The sequence below is a fragment of the Streptomyces sp. NPDC093252 genome (assembly GCF_040683675.1).
Taxonomy (GTDB): domain Bacteria; phylum Actinomycetota; class Actinomycetes; order Streptomycetales; family Streptomycetaceae; genus Streptomyces.
Genome location: NZ_JBFBEM010000014.1, coordinates 248,387 through 267,562, shown reverse-complemented (window position 1 = coordinate 267,562; position 19,176 = coordinate 248,387). Strand labels below are relative to the sequence as shown.

Here is a 19,176-nt window from a genome sequence, read left to right as displayed (position 1 = left end):
AACGGACGCTTCCTTCGTACTCACCCTCTCGGGCTTTCCTCCGGGCGCTTCCCTTCGGTGTCTCCGACTCTATCAGATCCTTTTCTCGACCTGATCCCCAGTCAGCGGGGTTTGTCTTCCCGGCCGTTCGGCCCTTCCGACGTTTCAAACCTTAGCGGATTCTCTCGGCGATTCCCAATCGGGGGCCGAGTCCACAAGCGAATTGAATTCGGGCACGCCGAAATCAACCCGGCTGGGAGATCGTGCTGATGGTTTGGGTTGCCGCTCGCGCGGCGGGAGGTGCTGTCGCAGAACCGTTACGGCTCCGCGGCAACCCGGAGAACATTACGGATCGGGTGGGGGGCTGTCAAGCGTCGGCTGTCAAGATCTTTTGTGGGGGGTGTCAGTCCAGGTCGCTGAGGCGACCGCCGGCGTCCGGCTGGGCGTGCTCGACCCGGCGCAGGAGGCGGGTGAGGACATCGCCCAGGGCCGTGCGCTCGACCGGGGTGAGGTCCTGGAGGAGGTCCTCCTCGAAACCGGAGGCGAGCCGCATGGCCTCCAGCCACTTCGCGCGGCCCTCGGGCGTCAGCTCGACGATGACCCGGACGCGGTTGGACTCGTCGCGCTCCCGGGTGACCAGGCCCTCGCCCACCAGGCGGTCGATCCGGTGGGTCATCGCGGCCGGGGTGAGGCCGAGGCGCTTGGCGAGGTCGCTCGGGCCGAGTCGGTACGGGCTGCCGGACAGGACGAGGGCCTTGAGGACCTCCCAGTCGGTGTTGCCGATGCCGAGGGCCGCGGTCTGGCGGCCGTAGGCGACGTTCATCCGGCGGTTGAGGCGGGACAGGGCCGAGACGATCTTCTCGACCTGGGGGTCGAGGTCCTGGAACTCGCGCTGGTAGGCGGCGATCTGTTCGTCGAGGGTCGGCTCGTGGTCGCCGGGACTGTCGGGGCTGTCGGCCATGGCCGCAGTATCGCATGGGATGGCTTGGCCTTGAAGTCCTTCTCTGTGTAGTCTTTAGCTTTGAAATTTATCTTCGAAGTCTTTGGTTCTCATGTCTGAGCAGGTCTGAGCAGGTCTACGCAGGACTGAGACGGGCTTCCCGACTACTGGAGAGAGGGTGAACGTGACCAGGGCGATGGGCGCAGCGATGCGCCGGATCCACGTGGGCAACGCACTCAGCGCGTTCGGACTCGGTTTCACCGTCCCCTATCTGTACGTCTATGTGGCGCAGGTGCGGGGCCTCGGTGCCACGACGGCGGGGATGGTGCTCGCCGTCTTCGCCGTGGCCGCGCTCGTCGTTCTGCCGTTCGCCGGGCGGGCCATCGTCCGGCGGGGGCCGCTGCCGGTGCTGCTCGTCGCTCTGGTCACCGCGGCGGTCGGGGCGCTGAGTCTGGGGCTGGCGGCGAATGCGTCGGCGGTGCTGCTGTCGGCGGCGGCGCTGGGGGCCGGGCAGGCCGTGATGCAGCCCGCGCTGGCGACGATGATCGTGGACGTGTCGGTCGCGGAGACGCGGTCGCGGGCGTTCGCGACGCAGTTCTTCCTCCAGAACCTGGGGCTGGGCGTCGGTGGGCTCATCGGGGGGCATCTGGTGGACGCGACGCGTGTGTCGTCGTTCACGCTGCTGTTCTCGATCGAGGCGGCGATGTTCCTGGTGCTGGTGGCGGTGATGGCGTCGGTGCGGATGCCGCGGGCCGGGCGGGTGCCGGGGGCGGCGGCGGTGTCGGCGAAGGGCGGCTGGAAGCAGTTGCTCGGGAACCGGGCGATGGTGCAGTTGAGCGTGCTGGGCTTCGTGCTGTTCTTCGCGTGCTACGGACAGTTCGAGTCGGGGCTCGCCGCGTACGGGGTGGAGGCCGCCGGGATCTCCACGTCGGCGCTGGGGACGGCGCTCGCGGCGAACACGGCGGTGATCGTGGTGGCGCAGTTCGTGGTGCTGCGGTTCGTGGAGCGGCGGCGGCGGTCGCGGGTGATCGCGGCCGTCGGGCTGATCTGGGCGGTGGCCTGGATCGCGGCGGCGTACGCGGGGCTGGGGGGCGGGAGCCAGGCGATGGCGACCGCGGCCTTCGTCTCCACCTACGCGCTGTTCGGGCTCGGTGAGGCGATGCTGTCGCCGACGGTGGCCCCGCTGGTGGCGGATCTGGCGCCGGAGGGGCTGGCCGGGCAGTACAACTCGGCGTTCGCGCTGGTCAAGCAGTTGGCGCTGGCGCTGGGGCCGGCGATCGGCGGGCCCATGGGGGCGGCGCTGCACGGGCCGTATGTGGTGACGTTCTTCTTGTTCTCGCTGGGGATCAGTGTGCTGGCGGTGCGGCTCGGGCGGCGGTTGTCGGTGGAGCAGGACCAGCCGTGGCTGGCGCGGAGCCAGGTGGTGCGGCGGGGCGGGGCCGTGGAGGCGGTTCAGGGGGAGGGGGTGCGGGCCGGGGTTTGAGGCCCGGCCCGGCCCGTGCCGCGGGGCGTCAGCCCGCCGGCAGGGCGAACTCGCACCACACCGCCTTGCCGCCGCCCGGGGTGCGGCGGCTGCCCCAGTTGGTGGCGATGGTCGCGACGATGGCGATGCCGCGGCCGGACTCGTCGCCCGGTTCGGCGCGGCGGCGGCGCGGGAGGTGGTCGTCGCCGTCGGTGACCTCGACGATCAGGCGGCGGTCGGTGCGGCGCAGGCGCAGCCGCATGGGCGGGGTGCCGTGCTGGAGGGAGTTGGCGACGAGTTCGCTGGCCGCGAGGACCCCGGCGTCGTGCAGCTCGATCGGGAAGCGCCAGCTCGTGAGGACGCCGGAGGCGAAGGCGCGGGCGCGCGGGGCGGCCTCCACGCCGCCCAGCAGTTCGAGGGCGGCGTTGCGGAAGAGGTCGCCGTCGGGGCCGTGGCGAGCCGGGTGCTGGAGGACGAGGACGGCGACGTCGTCGTCGTGGTCGGCGGTGACGCCGGCCGAACGGAGCAGGCGGTCGCAGATGACCTGCGGGGTGCCGGTGGCTCCGGCGAGGGCGTGCTCCAGGGCCTCGATGCCCTCGTCCAGGTCGGCGTCCCGGCGTTCCACCAGGCCGTCGGTGTAGAGGACGGCGGTGGAGCCGGGGCCGAGCGGGATGGTGCCCGAGGAGTGCATCCAGCCGCCGGTGCCGAGGGGCGGGCCGGTGGGTTCGGCGGCCCGGAGCACCGCGCCCGACTCGTCGCGGACGAGGATCGGGAGGTGCCCGGCGGAGGCGTACACCAGGCGGCCCTCGTTGGGGTCGTGGATGGCGTAGACGCAGGTGGCGATCTGGTTGGCGTCGATCTCGGCGGCCAGGCCGTCCAGGAGCTGGAGCACCTCGTGCGGGGGCAGGTCCAGCCGGGCGTAGGCCCTGACCGCCGTGCGGAGCTGGCCCATGATGGCGGCGGCGCGGACGCCCCGGCCCATGACGTCGCCGATGACCAGGGCGGTACGGCCGCCGCCGAGGGTGATGACGTCGTACCAGTCGCCGCCGACCGCGGCCTCGGTGCCGCCGGGCTGGTAGGTGGCGGCGATGCGGAGGTCGTCGGGCTGTTCGAGTTCCTGGGGGAGCAGGGAGCGCTGGAGGGTGACGGCGGTCTCGCGCTGGCGGCGCTCGGCGGCGCGCAGGCGTTCGGCGGCCTCGGCGTGGTCGGTGACGTCGGTGGCGAAGACGAGGACGCCTTCGTCGCCCTCCCCGTCGCCGTCGCCCTGGCCGACCGGGGTGCAGCAGAAGGTGTAGCAGCGGCCGTCGGGGGCCTTGCGGGACTTGAGGGTGCGGGGTTTCTTGCTGCGCAGGACCTGGTCGAGGAGCGGGAGGAGGCCCAGTTCCCGCAGCTCGGGCAGGGCGTCGCCGGCCGGGTGGCCGAGGGCGCGGGTGCCGAAGGCGGTGGCGTAGGCGTCGTTGACGTAGCCGAGGCGGTGGTCGGGGCCGTGGACGAGGGCGACGAGCGCGGGGACGCGGTCCAGGACGTCGCGCACCGGGAGGTCGTCGACGGCGGGGGCGGCGAGGAGGTCCTCGGTGAGGTGCTCGGCGCGGGCCGCGGGGACCGGGCCGGCGCCGCCCTCATGTCCCTCGGGGGTCTCTCTGCCGTCGGGGCCGCGGTCCAGGGGGTCGGCGTGTTCGGCGCGCGCTGCGGCGCGGCGCTGTGTTCCGGGGAGCCGGGCGCTCCAGCGCGTGAAGTTCACGAATCCTTGCCTCGTGTAGTCGTCGGCGGCCGGCTCCGGCTCAGGCCCGTGCCCCCGGTGGTCGCGCGGCGGTGGCCGCGCCTGGTCCGGGCCTGTGGGAGATGCCTCACTGGGGAAACAGCCTCATGGGTGGGTCGGGCGGCTCGTGGGTGCCGGGCGGGATGGCGGCCCGCCCGGGACCGGTGGGCGGTCCGGTGGAGCCGGTCCGGTGGGGTCGGTCCGGGGAACCGGTACGGGGGGACCAGTCTGGCAGTGTGGCCGACCGGTCGGCATCCGTCAGACGCCGGGGTGTGGCGCGAAGTTCCTGCGGGCGGTCAGTTGGACCCCTTCGGGTCGTCCGTGGGGTCGTCCACAGCCTTTCCACCGGCCGCGAGTTCGAACTCCGCCCGGGGATGTTCGAGCGAGCCGAGGGAGACGATCTCCCGCTTGAAGAGTCCGGACAGGGTCCATTCGGCCAGGACGCGGGCCTTGCGGTTGAAGGTCGGGACGCGGCTGAGGTGGTAGGTGCGGTGCATGAACCAGGCGGGCCAGCCCTTGAGGCGGCGGCCGTAGATCTGGGCGACGCCCTTGTGCAGGCCGAGGGAGGCGACGGAGCCGGCGTACCGGTGGGCGTAGGTCTCCAGGGGCTCGCCGCGCAGGGTGTGGACGAGGTTGTCGCCCAGGACCCCGGCCTGGCGCACGGCGTGCTGCGCGTTGGGGGCGCACAGGGTGCCGGGTTCGCGCGCGGTGAGGTCGGGGACGGCGGCGGCGTCACCGGCGGCCCAGGCGTGCGCGGTGCCCTCGACCGCCAGTTCGGCGGTGCAGCGCAGCCGGCCGCGGTCGGTGAGGGGGAGGTCGGTGGCGGCGAGCAGCGGGTGCGGTTTGACGCCGGCGGTCCAGACGAGCGTTCGGGTCGGGAAGCGGCGGCCGTCGCTGAGGACGGCGACGCGGTCGGCGCACGACTCCAAGCGGGTCTCCAGCAGCACCTGGATGTTGCGGCGGCGCAGTTCGGCGACGGTGTAGCGGCCCATGTCGGGGCCGACCTCGGGCAGGATCCGGTCGCTGGCCTCGACCAGGATCCATGTCATGTCCTCGGGCTTGATGTTGTGGTAGTACCGCGCGGTGTAGCGGGCCATGTCCTCCAGCTCGCCGAGCGCCTCGACGCCCGCGTAGCCGCCGCCGACGAAGACGAAGGTCAGGGCGGCGTCCCGGATCGCGGGGTCGCGGGTGGAGGAGGCGATGTCCATCTGCTCGATGACATGGTTGCGCAGGCCGATGGCCTCTTCGACGGTCTTGAATCCGATGCCGTGCTCGGCGAGGCCCGGGATGGGCAGGGTGCGGGCGACCGAACCGGGCGCGAGCACGATCTCGTCGTACGGGAGCAGGCGGGGGCCGGTGCCCTCCTCCTCGGTGGCGAGGGTGGTGAGGGTGGCGGTGCGCTTGGTGTGGTCGACGGCGGCGACCTCGCCGACGATGATCCGGCAGTGGGGGAGCACCCGGCGCAGCGGGACGACGACATGGCGTGGCGAGATCGAGCCCGCCGCGGCCTCGGGAAGGAACGGCTGGTAGGTCATGTACGGGTCGGGTGTGACCACGGTGATCTCGGCTTCGCCCCGCTTGAGTTCCGGTTTCAGCCGTCGCTGGAGGCGCAGGGCCGTGTACATCCCGACGTAGCCGCCGCCGACAACGAGAATGCGCGCACGTTCCTTCACCCTCCCATGACGCACCCGGCACGGCCGTTTGTCCACAGCCCCGGCAATTTGTGTGACCGGAGGCCGGACCTGCCCCGGGTTGGCCGGATTGCCGGAGTGCGGGGGCGGATACGCAGGTCAGTGGGGGTGCGCGGGGTGAGGGAAGTAGGCGCAACCGGGACGTTTGCGGCCCGTGGTCCGATCGGGGGGCGCTCCGTGCGGAACCTGCCCCTTCTGTATTGACTCCCGCTCAACTATGTTCGTGTGTCGACGGGGTGCAAGGGGGATGTGTCCACGGGTCCGGGAGGTCCGGGGTCCGTCAGGATCTCGCCACATGGGCCGAAGTGGGGGGTCGTTCGCCGCGCTCCGGTATCCAATGGCGGGGAGCGTCTCCGGGGGGAGACGTCGTGTACCGGGGGAAGATCATATGCATGTTCAGGACTCTCATTGGTCATCCTCGTCGGCCATCGCGCCGGCGGGACCGGCAGGACCGGCGGCACCCGCGGGTACGGCGGGACCGGCGGGCTCGATGAGCCCCTTGGGGTCGCTCGGCGCCCTGGGGCCGGTCGGTTCCGCGGCGGGCGGCGGGCGGGGCGACGAGCCGCGCTCCACGCCGCTGCGGGTGGACGCACAGCGCAATCTGGAGCATGTGCTGCGGGCCGCGCGCGAGGTCTTCGGCGAGCTGGGGTACGGCGCGCCGATGGAGGACGTGGCGCGGCGCGCCCGGGTCGGGGTCGGCACGGTCTACCGGCGGTTCCCGAGCAAGGACGTGCTGGTCCGGCGGATAGCCGAGGAGGAGACCTCCCGGCTCACCGACCAGGCCCGTACGGCGCTCGGGCAGGAGGAGGAGCCGTGGTCGGCGCTGTCCCGCTTCCTGCGGACGTCGGTCGCCTCGGGCGCGGGGCGACTGCTGCCGCCGCATGTGCTGCGGGTCGGCGTCTCCGAGGAGGAGGGGGCGGACGAGGCACGGGTCCCGGCCCAGCGGGTGCAGCCGGGGGCGGGGGAGCTTCGGTTGGTGGGGGAGGGGGCTTCTCTGGGGAGTGGGTCTCTGGGGGGCGGGTCTCTGGCCGGGGGGCCTCTTGCTGGGGGTTCGTCGGGTGGGGCGGCCGGGGCTGGGGGTGGCGGTGGCTTGGCCGGGGGTGCGTTGGGTAGTGGGGCGCTTTCCGGTGGGGCGCTCTCCCCCGGTGGGGCTCCGGTGGGGGGTTCGCTCGGTGGCGGGGCGTTGGCGGGTGGGGCCGGGGCCGGTGGCCTTTCGGGGCCGGGGTCGGTCCCGGGCTCGGTGTCGGGTTCGGGGTCGGGTTCCGTGGTGGACGACTCGGGGGCGGCGGCGCTGCTCGAAGTCGTCGGCCAGCTCGTCGACCGGGCGCGGGCGGCGGGCGAACTGCGGCCGGACGTCTCCGTCTCCGATGTCCTGCTGGTGATCGCCACGGCGGCACCGTCCCTGCCGGATGCCGCGCAGCAGGCGGCGGCGTCGGCACGGCTGCTGGACATCCTGCTGGAGGGGCTGCGGTCCCGGCCGGTGTGAGGGTGGCGGCCGGTTGAGAACTGGGGGAGGCGGGGGGAACGTGGGCGGGCCGGGGGTGCCCGGTGCCCGTGCCTCGCCATCGGGTCCCGCGCGCGGTTGGCTGGAATTCGGGTGCCTCCTTGAGGTGGCCGGGGCGGGTGTGGGGTGCGGGTGTTCGTACGCCCGTGCCCCTTCTGTCGTTCCGGGCATTTCCGGCGAGGGGCTCAACTCCCTTGAAACGTATGATTGTTGAGACTTCCCCCGGATGGCGGAGTCCCATACGGGCGGCTGGGCAAGTCCCCTCGGACGAGTGGATGGTCACGACCGCGGGCTACTGACGAAAAGTCGGTGTGGCACTCTGACCCGGTGTTCGGGACTGGTTGGGCAGGCGGCGGGGGCTTTCCGCGATGAGTGTTGACGGGCGCGACGAGTCACTCGGTGACGGCGACGCGGACACCGGCGGCGGAAGCACTCCGCAGGTCCCCAGTCAGGGAAGCCGCGCCGGGGGCTCGGGCGGCGGGCCGGGCGGGGGATCCCTGGGAGGGCCAACTGCGGGCTCGGCTGCGGGGCCCGGGGCTGGACCGGGGAGCGGCGTGGACGCGTCCGGCGCGACCCCTGCGGGCCCGACTGTTCCGGCGCAGGGCGGGGAGCCCGCGGGCGGCGGTGCGGAGATTCCCGCGCAGGGCCGCAATTCCGGCGCAGGGACGTTTCTGGAGCAGAGCGGGGAGCGGGGCGAGCAGTGGGGCGGCCCGGCCGTTCCGGCGCGGGGCGGGGAGCCCGACGGCGAGGAGAGCGTCCCCCCGCAGCGGGAGTGGCGCGACCGGCAGGACGACGGGGTGCTGCCGCCGCCGCGCGAGCTGCCGGCCGACGACGGTGAGCTGATCGGCCGGATGCGGTCCGGGGACGACACCGCCTACGAGGAGCTGTACCGGCGCCATGCCGTCGCCGTGCGCCGCTATGCGCTGACCTGCTGCCGGGACGGGCACACCGCCGACGACCTCACCGCCGAGGTGTTCGCCAGGATGCTCCAGGCGGTAAGGGGCGGCTCCGGCCCCGAGTACGCCGTCCGCGCGTATCTGCTGACCAGTGTCCGCCGGGTCGCCGCGAACTGGACCAGCTCGGCCCGGCGGGAGCACCTGGTGGACGACTTCGCGGTGTTCGCCGCGCAGGCCGCCCGTGCCTCGGAGGTGTCCGCCGACGACACCCTGGAACTGGGCGCGGACGTCAGGGCGATGCACGAGGCCGAGCAGTCGATGGCCATGCGCGCCTTCCGTTCGCTGCCCGAGCGCTGGCAGGCCGTGCTGTGGCACACCGAGGTCGAGGAGGAGTCGCCCAGCGAGGTCGCCACCCTCTTCGGGCTGGACGCCAACGGCACCCGGGTGCTCGCCAGCCGGGCCCGCGAGGGGCTGAAGCAGGCGTACCTCCAGGCGCACGTCAGCGCGACCCTGGTCGGGGACGAGGTGTGCGCCCGCTATGCCGACCAGCTCGGTACCTACGCCCGGCGCAAGCTCCGGACCCGCGCCGAACGCGGGCTGCGCAAGCATCTGGAGGAGTGCGCCAAGTGCCGGCTGGCGGCGGCACAGATCGAGGAGGTCGCCGGGGGCATCCCGGCGGTCGTGCCGCTGGCCGTCATCGGCTGGTTCGGGGCCGCCGGGTACGCGAAGGCGGCCGGGCTCATCGCCGGTGGGGCCGGGGTGGGCGCCGCGGGCGTGGGCGGGGCCGCCGCGGCGGCGAACGGCTCCGGCGCCGGGGGCGGGGCCGCCGCCGAGGGCGCGAGCACCCCGGTCAAGGCCGGGATCGCGGCCGGGGTGGTGGCGGTGGCCGTCGCGGCGGTGGCGCTGGCCCTGGCCGGAGACGACAGCGAACCGCCGAAGCCCCAGGCACGGCCCCCGGCCTCGGCACCGGCCGCCCAGCCCAACCCGCCCGCACCGCGCCCCACCCCGTCCCGGACCCCGCCCCCGCCTCCCCCGGCACCGGCCTCCACCCCCACGCCCACGCCCACCCCGACACCGCCCCCGTCGCCGACGCCCACCCCGACCCCCACTCCGACTCCGCCCCCCACCCCGACCCCGACCCGGACACCCACCCCCACGCCCACTCCCACCCCCACGCCTCCGCCGCCTCCGCCCGCGCCGGTCGTCTACCAGTGGAGCGAGCTGGCGTACGACATCAACGGGGACGGCTCCGCGCCCGAGATGCGGATCGCCGAGAGCAGTTGGGTGTGGCAGCGCTCCGCCCTGTCCATCGGCGGCCGGACCTACTCCCCCGGCGTCACCGTCCATGGGTCCTCCTCCGTCACCATCGACCTCAACCGCGCCTGCTCCGCCTACGACGCCCATGTCGGCGTGGACGACATGACCCTGGCCCTCGGCGAGGTCTCCTTCTCCGTCTACGGCGACGGGGCGCGCCTGTGGAAGTCGGCGCCGGTCAAGGGCGGCGATCCGGCGGTCCCCGTACGGGTGAACCTCGCCGGGTACGAGACCGTGCGGCTGGTCGTGGAACCGCACGCGCACTTCGACCGGTTGCTGCCGGTGGATTGGGCGGAGTCGCGGTTCACGTGTGTGTAGGCGGGGGCGCGCCCGGTAGCGGGGTGTGGGCGCGGGCCGCCTCGTCGAGTTCGCGGACGATGCCGTCCGGGGTGAGGCGCTCGCCCCGGGTGCGTTCGGCCGCGTGGTCCGCCGGGCCGAGGGCGGTGCGGAGCGCGGTGTTCCTGCGCTCGGCCTGCTGCCGCTCGGGCGGGAGCCGGACCAGGTCGCCGAGCAGCCGGTCGGCGGCGCCGAGCAGCCGGGCCGCGCGCGGGAGGTCGCCGAGACGGGTGAGCAGCTCCGACGCGCTGTCCACCAGGCCGACCACCGTCTGCTCCGGGCACCCCTGCGCCACCGCCCGCGTCAGCGCCTCGGCCAGCAGGGGCAGACCGTGCCCCGGGCCGGACTCGGCGGCCGTGATCAGGGCGTCCATACCGTTCAGCGCGGCGGTGAAGTGCGGGGGCGGGGTGCCGAGCGCGGACTGTTCCCGTGCCGTGCCGCAGTGGGCGCGGGCGGCGAGCACATCCCCCTCCTGGAGGGCCAGGTAGGAGCGGAGCAGGGCGACATGGGCCCGGGAGTCCGGGACGCCGTGGTGCTCCGCGGCAACCGTCGCCTCGTCCAGGAGGGCAGCGCCCCGCACGGGGTCGCCCGCGCGGTGGGTGATCTCGGCGAGCCGGAGCAGCAGCAGCGGTACCTCGGTGTACGCCCCCACCTCCTGGGCGAGCGGGAGCGCCTCCTCGTACACCCGGCGTGCCTCCGCCAGATCGCCGGCCGAGATCGCCGCTTCCCCGGCGGCGCCGCACACCTGTGCCCGCAGCCAGCGGTCGCCCACCCGGCGGCTGAGGGTGCGCAACTCGGCCAGGTCGGCGGCCACGCCCCGGGCGGAGCCCAGGGAGTCGACGGTGACATGGATCCGGAACATCAGACTGACCGCCAGCTCCCAGTCGCCGCCATGGCGCCGGGTGGTGGCGACCGCGTCCTCCAGTACCTGCCGGGAGTCGGCGGTGCCCCGGCGGTGGAAGGCGGTCAGCGGGGCCCACAGCAGCCCCGGCATCCGGGCGGACGCGGGGCCGCCGCGCTCGTAGTGGGCGCGCAGGAGGTCGGCGTAGCGCGTGAACCGGGGGTCGGACCGGCTCTGCGGTGGCCCGGTGTCGGAGGTGAGGAACAAGTGCAGCAGCCGCAGGTCCATGCGGAGGGGGTGGAGGGGGTGGGTGGTCTCTTGGTCGGCGTGGGCGAGGTAGGCGTCCATGACGGGGGTCTGGGCCGGTGTGGTGAGGGGTGCGGGGGTGGGGGGCGCCTCCGGTGTGGTGGGGGGCGTGGCCAGGTGCAGGATGTGTTCGGTCCAGCGGACGGCCTCCTGGCGGTGGTTGCGCAGCCACCAGAACCAGGACATGGCCAGCGCGAGTTCGCCCGCCTCCCGCTCCTTGCCGGTGTCGATCGCGCGCCGGAGGGCGGCGCGGATGTTGTCCAGCTCCGTCTCCAGACGGGCGATCCAGGGGAGCTGACCGGCCGAGCGCAGGGCCGGATCGGCCTCCCGGGCGAGGGCGAGGGCCCAGGCGAGGTGCCGGGACTCGGCGGCGGTCCTGCGCTTCGGGACATCGGCGCCGCGCTCGGTGGCGTACTCATGGATGGTCTCCAGCATCTGGTAGCGCATGATCTCACCGCCGTCCTGCTCGTGCGGGGCCGCGACGATCAGGGACTTGTCCACCAGGGACCCCAGCAGTTCGGCGGTGCGGGGGGTCGCGCAGACGGCTTCCGCGGCCGGGAGGTCCCAGCCGCCCGCGAAGACGGCGACCTCGCGGAGCGTGTCCCGCTCGTCCTCGTCCAGCAGGTCCCAGGACCAGTCGACCACCGCGCGCAGGGTCTGCTGGCGGGGCAGGGCAGTGCGGCTGCCGCCGGTGAGCAGGCGGAAGCGGTCGTCCAGCCGGTCGGCGATCTGGCGCGGGGTGAGCATCCTGAGCCGGGCCGCCGCCAGCTCGATGGCCAGTGGCAGTCCGTCCAAGCGGCGGCAGATCTCGGCGACCGCCTCCTGGTCGGGGAGGGGGACGCCGGGGGTGGGGGTGGGGGACGGGCGCGGGGACGGGGACGGGCGGGTCGGCGACGCGCGTTCCGCGAAGAGGCGGTGGGCCTGGTCGGGGCGGAGGGGGGCGACCGGGCGGACCGCCTCGCCGGGCACGCCCAGGGGTTCACGGCTGGTGGCGAGGATCGTCAGCCCCGGGCATCGGGTGAGGAGGGTTTCGGCGAGGCGGGCCGCGGCGCCGATGACATGTTCGCAGTTATCAAGGATCAGGAGCTGTCCGCGCTGCGCGCAGTGCTCGATGAGCAGGGCGACGGGGTCGTCCTGCGGGGTCACCAGGTCGTTGGTGATCAGCACGGTCTCGCGCAGACCGAGCGCGCTGACCACCGCGCCCGGCACCGCCTCCGGCCGGTCGAGCGGGGCCAGCTCGACGAGCCATGCCTCGGGGTGGCCGGCGGCGGCCTCCTCGGCGAGACGGGTCTTTCCCGAGCCTCCCGGTCCGGTGAGAGTGACCAGTCTGGCCCTGTGCAATTCGGAACGAAGAGCGTCGAGTTCGAGTTCCCGGCCGACGAAGGAATTCAAGCGGGGGCGGATGTTGCCAGGGCGGGTGGGGGGTTGGGGGGTGCGGGGGACTTGTTCGGGGTTGTGGGGGGCTCGCTCGGGGTTGTGAGGGGCCTGTTCGGGGTCCGGGGTGAGGAGTTCGGTGTGCAGTGCGCGTAGTTCGGGGCCGGGGTCGGTGCCGAGGGCTTCCGCGAGGGCGCGGCGGGCGGACTCGTACGCGGCGAGCGCATCGGCTGGCCGACCGCTGTCGCGCAGGGCGCGGACGAGGTGGGCGTGCAGGATCTCGTCGTACGGGTGCGCGAGGGTCAGTTCGGAGAGTTCGGGGACGACGTCCTGGGCGCGGCCCCGGGCCAGGTCCGCGGCGATACGGGCGCGGGTCGCGGCCAGCCGCAGGGCCTCGGGGCGGGCGGCCGGGGTGCGGTCGGGGAGGTCGGCGAGGGCGGGGCCGCGCCACAGGGCCAGGGCGGCGGTGAGGTCGCGGGCGGCGGTGTGGGGGTCGCCCTGTTCCAGGGCCGCGGTGCCTCTGCGGGTGAGGTGTTCGAAGACGAAGAGGTCGATGTCGGTTTTGTCAGCCGCGAGGCGGTAGCCGCCGGGTTCGCTGGTCACGGAGTCCTTGCCGAGGGCTCGGCGGAGTCGGGCGACGAGGGCGGTCAGGGCGGCGGCGGGGTCTTGTGGGGGGTTGTCGGGCCAGATGCTGTCGATGAGGTAGTGGGTGGGGACGGGGTGGTCGGGGTGGGTGGCGAGGGTGGTCAGGAGTGTGCGGAGGCGCGGGCCGCGCAGGGGGAGGGGGGTGCCGTCGTTGTCTTGGGCCTCTGTGGGGCCGAGGATTTTGTACCGCACGGGGGCATTGTGTCGGGTGGGGGTTGGGGGGTGGGGTGGTTTGCGTAGTTCCCCGCGCTCCTGAGGGGGGTGGGTGCGGGTGCGTGAAGGGTGAGTGCGCGGTTCCCCGCGCCCCTGGGAACGCGTCACCCCGACTGTGCTTGATAGTGCGCGATTCCGCGGGCCCCTGGAGGGGGTGGGGTCAGGAGCGTCTTGCTGGGGTGTTGGGGGTGCCCAGGGCTCCTCGTTGGGGGGTGATGCCTGCGGGGACCGCTCGGGAGCGGGCCGGGGTGCCGGTCCAGCAGGTGCCTCGGCGGGACAGGAGGCGGCGGAGCCAGAGTTCCAGGGAGACGAGGTGGGCGAGGCCGTCGACCGGGAGGGGTTCGCCCTCGGCGCTCGCCCGCAGGGCCTTGCGGACGACGCGGGCCTCGACCAGGCCCGCCTCGGCGAGGAGCGGGGTTTCGAAGAGGTCGATCAAGTGGGGGAGGGCGACGCGCAGGCCGGTGCGGGCGGCGGCTGCCGCGGGGGCGTGGGTCGGGGCACCCCAGCCGGGCGGGAGGTCGGTGACGCCGGCGCCCTTGAGGACCGTACGCAGGATCGCGGCCCGGGCGCCGGGCTGGACGCGCAGGGCCTCGGGCAGGGCCCGGCAGGCGCGGACGACCTGGTTGTCGAGGAACGGGGTGTGCAGGCGCTGGAAGCGGATCTCGGCGGCCTGCTCCAGGACGCGGAGGTCGGCGGCGTGGCGGGCGAGGGCGGCCCGCGCACGGAAGTCGCCGGGGCGCTGGCCGGGGCCCATGACGCCGGAACGGCCGGGCTCACCGTGCAGGCGAACCGATACTTCAGCCAGTGCCTCGCCAGTCAGCCAGCGGGCCGCCGGGCCCGGTCTCGCCCAGGTGAGGGCGGCGAGCGAGGCGCCGACCGCGCCCCCGGGCTCGTCGAAGCGGCGGTCCATGAGGCGGTCGGCGAGGCCGTCGACGCCGGTGCGGTAGGGGGTGCGGGCGAGGCGGCGGGCCGCGCCGTACACCCGCGGGGGAACCAGTACCGAGCCCTCTGCCTTGGCCAGGGCGGCCACCGGGCGGACCAGGTGGCGGCGTTTGCGGTCCATGAGGAGGTCGGCGAGGCGGGCCGGGTGGGCGTCCAGGACCTGGCGGGCGCCGTAGCCGGTGAAGTGGTCGGCGCTGCCCGCCGCGAGGCGGGCCCGGTGCCGGGCGGCCGACACCAGCGACACGCCGGGTTCGTCGGTGAGCGGGCCCTCCAGGTCGGCGTACGGGAGGGTCTCCTCGCCGCCCGCGACGACGATGTGGTGCAGGCGGGGGTTGGCGGCCAGTTCACCGGCCCGCTGCACCTCGGCCTCCCGGCCGGGGACGGCCAGGTCGTTGAAGGTGACCGCGAGCAGGCGCTCGCCCGCGCCGGTGCCGTGGCCCAGGACGGTGCCGGGGTTGCCGGGCAGACCGGCGGCGAGCAGGGCGAGGGTGGCGGAGGCGGGGCCGCCGGAGAGGTCGGCACCGATCCCGGGAACCGGCATCCCGCGCGCGGCACGCCGTTCGGCGGGCCCCATGCCGGGCACCGGGCCGGGGTCGATGCCCGCGCCGGGGACATGCCGGGGCGCGGCCAGCCGGGCCCGTACGGCGTCCACCAGGGCGTCCCGTACGGCGTCCACCGCGCTGTCGGGGTCGGCGGGGGGCGCTGCCACGGCGAGGGAGGCCACCGGCTCGTACCCGGCGATCTCGCGCGCGCCGGCGCGCAGGATCAGCGCGTGACCCGGCGGCACGCGCCGCACCCTCTCGTAGGGCGTGGAGTCGTGCAGGGCGGCCGGGACGTCGGGGGCGGCGAGCAGGGCGGCGAGATGGCCGAAGTCGAGGTTGGCCTCGATGAGGTCGGCGAGCGGGAGGGCGGCGGTGGCGTAGGCGGTCCCGTCCGACCAGGGGGTGTGGAAGACGGGCCGGGCGCCCGCGAGGTCGCCGCAGACGGTGAGGCGGCGGCCGACCTGGACGACGGCGGTGTAGCTGCCGGGCCAGGCGGTGAGATGGCGCAGGGCGCCCCCGCGGGCGGCGAACAGGGCGACGCGCAGTTCCTCGTCGGAGGCCGCGCAGGTGCCGAGGACAGCCACGCGGGTCTGGGCGTCGGCGGAGACCACCCGGACCTCGTCGGGGCGCCAGTCGCCGACCGCCCAGAGCGGATCGGGGTCGCCCCACAGGAGTTGGGAGCCCACCGGCTGAAGGGTCTCGCCGTCGGGGCCGGTGGCGCCCGCGGAGCCGGCGGAACCGCCGCCCACGGCCGGCGTGGCGGCGCTGCTCCATCCCACCAACCACCGCATCGAAGCCTCCACAGGCTGTGGACAACCAGTGCACCGTACGAACCGGTCCCCATGCTGCCACGAAGAGCGTGAAGTGGTGGGGCGGCGGAGCCGCTCGTCAAGGGGAGATGGGCGGAGGGCGATGCAGGGGGCGGGCGGGGGACACGTCCTCGCGCGCGGGGCGTTATCCGACCGAACACACGCGCGTGGACTATCACTTCGACTCGAATGCGCCCCCACAACACGCCCCCAAAGCACCCAACGCGCCGTCAATTCGTATGGTGGGAGGGGTGGTCAGGGTAGGCGCACAGGGATGATTTTCAGCCAAATCGCGGGCGTGTGAAAAACTCGGGAGCGCCCGGGGAGCGGCTTTGGCCACGCTCCGTCAATGCTCTGCGCACCGCCCGGCGGTGCGCAGCCCGGGAGGCGGTAGTCCGCCCCCCGGACCGTTCCGCCGCCCGCGGGGATGAAGGCGGCGGTGTCCCCCAGCCCACTGGTCCAGTACAGCGGGCCGACCCACGCAGGAATCATGGAACCGCTCCCCCGATGGCCGGAGAAGAGCGCACGGACAGGCGCACGGCCACACAACGGGAGCACGCCGCAACGCACCGTGCACGGCCCGCACTTCCGTACGGGCCACAATCCCGCCATCCGGAAAAAGGCCCCTTAACGCTTGGGATGCGGCGAACTACGCTGGGTTTACGAATGCCGCGTGCCTATGCCAGCGCGGCAGCCGTCTGTGTCGAGGGGTGGCGCAATGTCCAGGGAGCAACGCGGGCCGAACGACAAACTCGGCGCCGTTCTCGCCCTCGCGGGCATCAGCAACGCGGGACTCGCGCGGCGCGTCAACGACCTCGGCGCCCAGCGCGGACTGACTCTTCGCTACGACAAGACCTCGGTGGCCCGCTGGGTCTCCAAGGGCATGGTGCCGCAGGGTGCGGCCCCGCATCTGATCGCCGCCGCCATCGGCCAGAAACTCGGCCGCCCGGTGCCGCTGCACGAGATCGGGCTCGCCGACGCCGACCCCGCGCCCGAGGTCGGTCTCGCCTTCCCCCGGGACGTGGGACAGGCGGTGCGCTCGGCCACCGAGCTGTACCGCCTCGACCTCGCCGGACGCCGGGCCGGCTCCGGCGGCATCTGGCAGTCCCTCGCGGGTTCGTTCGCGGTCAGCGCGTACGCAACGCCCGCCTCACGGTGGCTGATAACCCCGGCCGACAGTTCGGTCGCGCGCGACGCACACCCCTCGGAGGGCTCCGGCGCACCGCTCAAAGTCGGCCACAGCGATGTGCAGAAGCTGCGGGAGGCAGCCGAGGACGCCAGGCGCTGGGACTCCAAGTACGGAGGCGGCGACTGGCGTTCGTCCATGGTGCCGGAGTGCCTGCGCGTGGAGGCCGCCCCGCTGCTGCTCGGCTCCTACTCCGACGAGGTCGGCCGCGCCCTGTTCGGGGCCAGCGCCGAACTCACCCGGCTCGCCGGGTGGATGGCCTTCGACACCGGCCAGCAGGAGGCCGCCCAGCGCTACTACATCCAGGCGCTGCGGCTCGCCCGCGCGGCGGCCGACGTCCCGCTCGGCGGCTATGTGCTGGCCTCGATGTCGCTCCAGGCGACCTATCGCGGCTTCGGCGACGAGGGCGTGGATCTCGCGCAGGCCGCGCTGGAGCGCAACCGGGGCCTGGCCACCGCCCGCACCATGAGCTTCTTCCGGCTGGTCGAGGCCCGCGCGCACGCGCGCGCCGGGGACGCCCAGGCGGCCGGGGCCGCGCTCAAGGCGGCGGAGGGCTGGCTGGAGCGGTCCCGGGAGGGCGACAACGACCCGTCCTGGCTCGGCTTCTACTCCTACGACCGGTTCGCCGCGGACGCCGCGGAGTGCTACCGCGATCTGAAGGCGCCCCGGCAGGTGCGGAGGTTCACCGAGCAGGCGCTGTCGAGGCCGACGGAGGAGTTCGTGCGGTCGCACGGTTTACGGCTCGTGGTGTCGGCGGTGGCCGAGCTGGAGTCGGGGAACCTTGACGCGGCGTGCGAGCAGGGGGTGCGGGCCGTGGAGGTGGCGGGGCGGATCTCTTCGGCGCGGACGACGGAGTATGTGAAGGATCTGCTGCACCGGCTGGAGCCGTACGGGGATGAGCCGCGGGTGGTGGAGTTGCGGGAGCGGGCTCGGCCGCTGTTGATGATGGCGCCTGCGTAGGGTTTTTCGGTGCCGGGGGGTGTGGGCGGGGGGTGAGGTTGTCGGCGGGGTTTCCGCCGGTGGGGGGTGTTCGCGCAGTTCCTCCCCGGAGGGGGTACCCCCAGCGCCCCTGAGCGGCGATGCGCTCCCCGGCGCCGTACGGTCCCAGGCCCTCCTTTGTCTCCCGCCGGACACCGGCGCTTCCCCTGGTTTGAAGTGAATGTCAGTGGCGCAGTGCACTATCGAGGTGGGAGGTGGTGCAGGTGCGCAGTGCGGGTGGGTACGACTGTGATGTGCTCGTCGTGGGGGGCGGCATCGTCGGGCTGTCCACCGCGTTCGCGATCACCCGTGCCGCGCCCGGTACGCGGGTGACCGTGCTGGAGAAGGAGCCGGGCCCGGCCCGGCACCAGACGGGGCGCAACAGCGGGGTCGTCCACAGCGGCATCTACTACCGGCCGGGCTCCCTCAAGGCGCGGTACGCGGTGCGCGGGGCCGCGGAGATGGTGAAGTTCTGCGCCGAGTACGGCATCCCGCACGCCGTGACCGGCAAGCTGATCGTCGCCACCGACCGCGCCGAGCTGCCCCGGCTGCACGCCCTGGTGCAGCGCGGCCGGGAGAACGGCATACCGGTCCGCGAGCTGGGCGCCGCCCAGATCCCCGAGTACGAGCCGGAGGTCCGCGGCCTCGCCGCCATCCATGTCGGCACCACCGGGATCTGCGACTTCGCCGCCGTCGCCCGCCTCCTCGGCGAGGCGTCCGGCGCCGAGATCCGCTACGGACAGGAGGCCGTCCGTATCGACCGCCGCCCGGAGCGGGGCGTGGCCGTGCTCACCCGCGCCGGCGAGATCGTGCGCGGCCGGGTCCTGGTCAACTGCGCGGGGCTGTACTGCGACGGGATCGCCCGGCTGACCGGCGACGACCCGCAGATGCGGATCGTGCCCTTCCGGGGCGAGTACTACGAGCTGGCCCGCCCCGAGCTGGTGCGTGGACTCGTGTATCCGGTGCCCGACCCGGCGTTCCCGTTCCTCGGCGTCCATCTCACCCGCGGGATCGACGGCGGGGTCCACATCGGCCCCAACGCCGTCCCCGCGCTCGCCCGCGAGGGGTACGGGTGGGGTGTGGTCCGCCCGCGCGAGATCGCCACCACCCTGAGCTGGCCGGGCGTCTGGCACCTGGCCCGGCGGCACTGGCGGTACGGCGGCGGTGAGCTGCGCCGCTCGCTGTCGCGCCGGGCGTTCGCCACGGCCGTGCGCAGACTGCTGCCGGTGGTGCGGGAGGACGACCTGGTGCCCGCCCCGGCCGGGGTACGGGCGCAGGCCGTCCTGCGGGACGGGTCCCTGGTGGACGACTTCCTGATCAAGGAGGGCCCCCGGGCCGTCCATGTCCTGAACGCCCCCTCCCCCGCCGCCACCGCCTCCCTCCCCATCGGCCGGGAGGTCGCACGCAGGGCGCTGTCGGCGCTGGGGGAGGTGTGAGTCAGCCCGAAGGTGTGAGCCGG

The 19,176-nt window shown here is 74.1% G+C and carries 10 protein-coding genes; 5 read left to right on the top strand and 5 right to left on the bottom strand.

Annotation, left to right across the window (positions count from 1 at the left end):
• Window positions 1-382: 382 nt before the first annotated feature.
• Complete coding sequence (locus AB0O01_RS28165) at window positions 383-940, bottom strand: MarR family transcriptional regulator (protein WP_365317601.1); 558 nt, start codon at window positions 938-940, stop codon at window positions 383-385.
• Between the two features lie 175 nt (window positions 941-1,115).
• Between AB0O01_RS28165 and AB0O01_RS28160 the strand changes: the two genes are divergently transcribed.
• Window positions 1,116-2,402 (top strand): MFS transporter, encoded by a 1,287-nt coding sequence (locus AB0O01_RS28160; RefSeq protein ID WP_365317631.1) that lies wholly within the window; start codon window positions 1,116-1,118, stop codon window positions 2,400-2,402.
• 28 nt (window positions 2,403-2,430) lie between these two features.
• Here the strand turns inward: AB0O01_RS28160 and AB0O01_RS28155 are convergent, their stop codons facing one another.
• A complete protein-coding gene (locus AB0O01_RS28155) occupies window positions 2,431-4,122 on the bottom strand; it encodes a SpoIIE family protein phosphatase (protein ID WP_365317600.1) in 1,692 nt (563 codons plus the stop codon).
• Between the two features lie 314 nt (window positions 4,123-4,436).
• Window positions 4,437-5,813, bottom strand: coding sequence for an FAD-dependent oxidoreductase (locus AB0O01_RS28150; RefSeq protein ID WP_365317598.1), 1,377 nt, complete (start codon window positions 5,811-5,813; stop codon window positions 4,437-4,439).
• 679 nt (window positions 5,814-6,492) lie between these two features.
• Between AB0O01_RS28150 and AB0O01_RS28145 the strand changes: the two genes are divergently transcribed.
• Window positions 6,493-7,317, top strand: a complete 825-nt coding sequence (locus tag AB0O01_RS28145; RefSeq protein WP_365317629.1) for a helix-turn-helix domain-containing protein — start codon at window positions 6,493-6,495, stop codon at window positions 7,315-7,317.
• Between the two features lie 386 nt (window positions 7,318-7,703).
• Window positions 7,704-9,863, top strand: a complete 2,160-nt coding sequence (locus AB0O01_RS28140; RefSeq protein WP_365317596.1) for a sigma-70 family RNA polymerase sigma factor — start codon at window positions 7,704-7,706, stop codon at window positions 9,861-9,863.
• Here the strand turns inward: AB0O01_RS28140 and AB0O01_RS28135 are convergent.
• Together AB0O01_RS28135 and AB0O01_RS28130 are read right to left on the bottom strand one after the other, a co-directional pair.
• Window positions 9,850-13,239 (bottom strand): BTAD domain-containing putative transcriptional regulator, encoded by a 3,390-nt coding sequence (locus AB0O01_RS28135; protein WP_365317594.1) that lies wholly within the window; start codon window positions 13,237-13,239, stop codon window positions 9,850-9,852. The two genes, AB0O01_RS28140 and AB0O01_RS28135, sit on opposite strands and share 14 nt — an antisense overlap.
• Before the next feature lie 181 nt (window positions 13,240-13,420).
• Window positions 13,421-15,535, bottom strand: coding sequence for an asparagine synthase-related protein (locus AB0O01_RS28130; protein WP_365317592.1), 2,115 nt, complete (start codon window positions 15,533-15,535; stop codon window positions 13,421-13,423).
• Between the two features lie 736 nt (window positions 15,536-16,271).
• Between AB0O01_RS28130 and AB0O01_RS28125 the strand changes: the two genes are divergently transcribed.
• Both AB0O01_RS28125 and lhgO read left to right on the top strand, forming a co-directional pair.
• Window positions 16,272-17,699: an MFS transporter gene (locus AB0O01_RS28125; protein ID WP_365317591.1), complete on the top strand. Its 1,428-nt coding sequence runs from the start codon at window positions 16,272-16,274 to the stop codon at window positions 17,697-17,699.
• A gap of 233 nt (window positions 17,700-17,932) precedes the next feature.
• Window positions 17,933-19,153, top strand: coding sequence for an L-2-hydroxyglutarate oxidase (gene lhgO, locus AB0O01_RS28120; RefSeq protein ID WP_365317589.1), 1,221 nt, complete (start codon window positions 17,933-17,935; stop codon window positions 19,151-19,153).
• Window positions 19,154-19,176 lie beyond the last annotated feature (23 nt).

What these genes read in the sequence shown, in the direction of transcription:
- AB0O01_RS28130 (WP_365317592.1), bottom strand. Translation starts at nt 15,535, where the DNA reads ATGCGGTGGTTGGTGGGATGGAGCAGCGCCGCCACGCCGGCCGTGGGC.
- AB0O01_RS28165 (WP_365317601.1), bottom strand. Translation starts at nt 940, where the DNA reads ATGGCCGACAGCCCCGACAGTCCCGGCGACCACGAGCCGACCCTCGAC.
- AB0O01_RS28160 (WP_365317631.1), top strand. Translation starts at nt 1,116, where the DNA reads ATGGGCGCAGCGATGCGCCGGATCCACGTGGGCAACGCACTCAGCGCG.
- AB0O01_RS28140 (WP_365317596.1), top strand. Translation starts at nt 7,704, where the DNA reads ATGAGTGTTGACGGGCGCGACGAGTCACTCGGTGACGGCGACGCGGAC.
- AB0O01_RS28125 (WP_365317591.1), top strand. Translation starts at nt 16,272, where the DNA reads ATGTCCAGGGAGCAACGCGGGCCGAACGACAAACTCGGCGCCGTTCTC.
- AB0O01_RS28145 (WP_365317629.1), top strand. Translation starts at nt 6,493, where the DNA reads ATGGAGGACGTGGCGCGGCGCGCCCGGGTCGGGGTCGGCACGGTCTAC.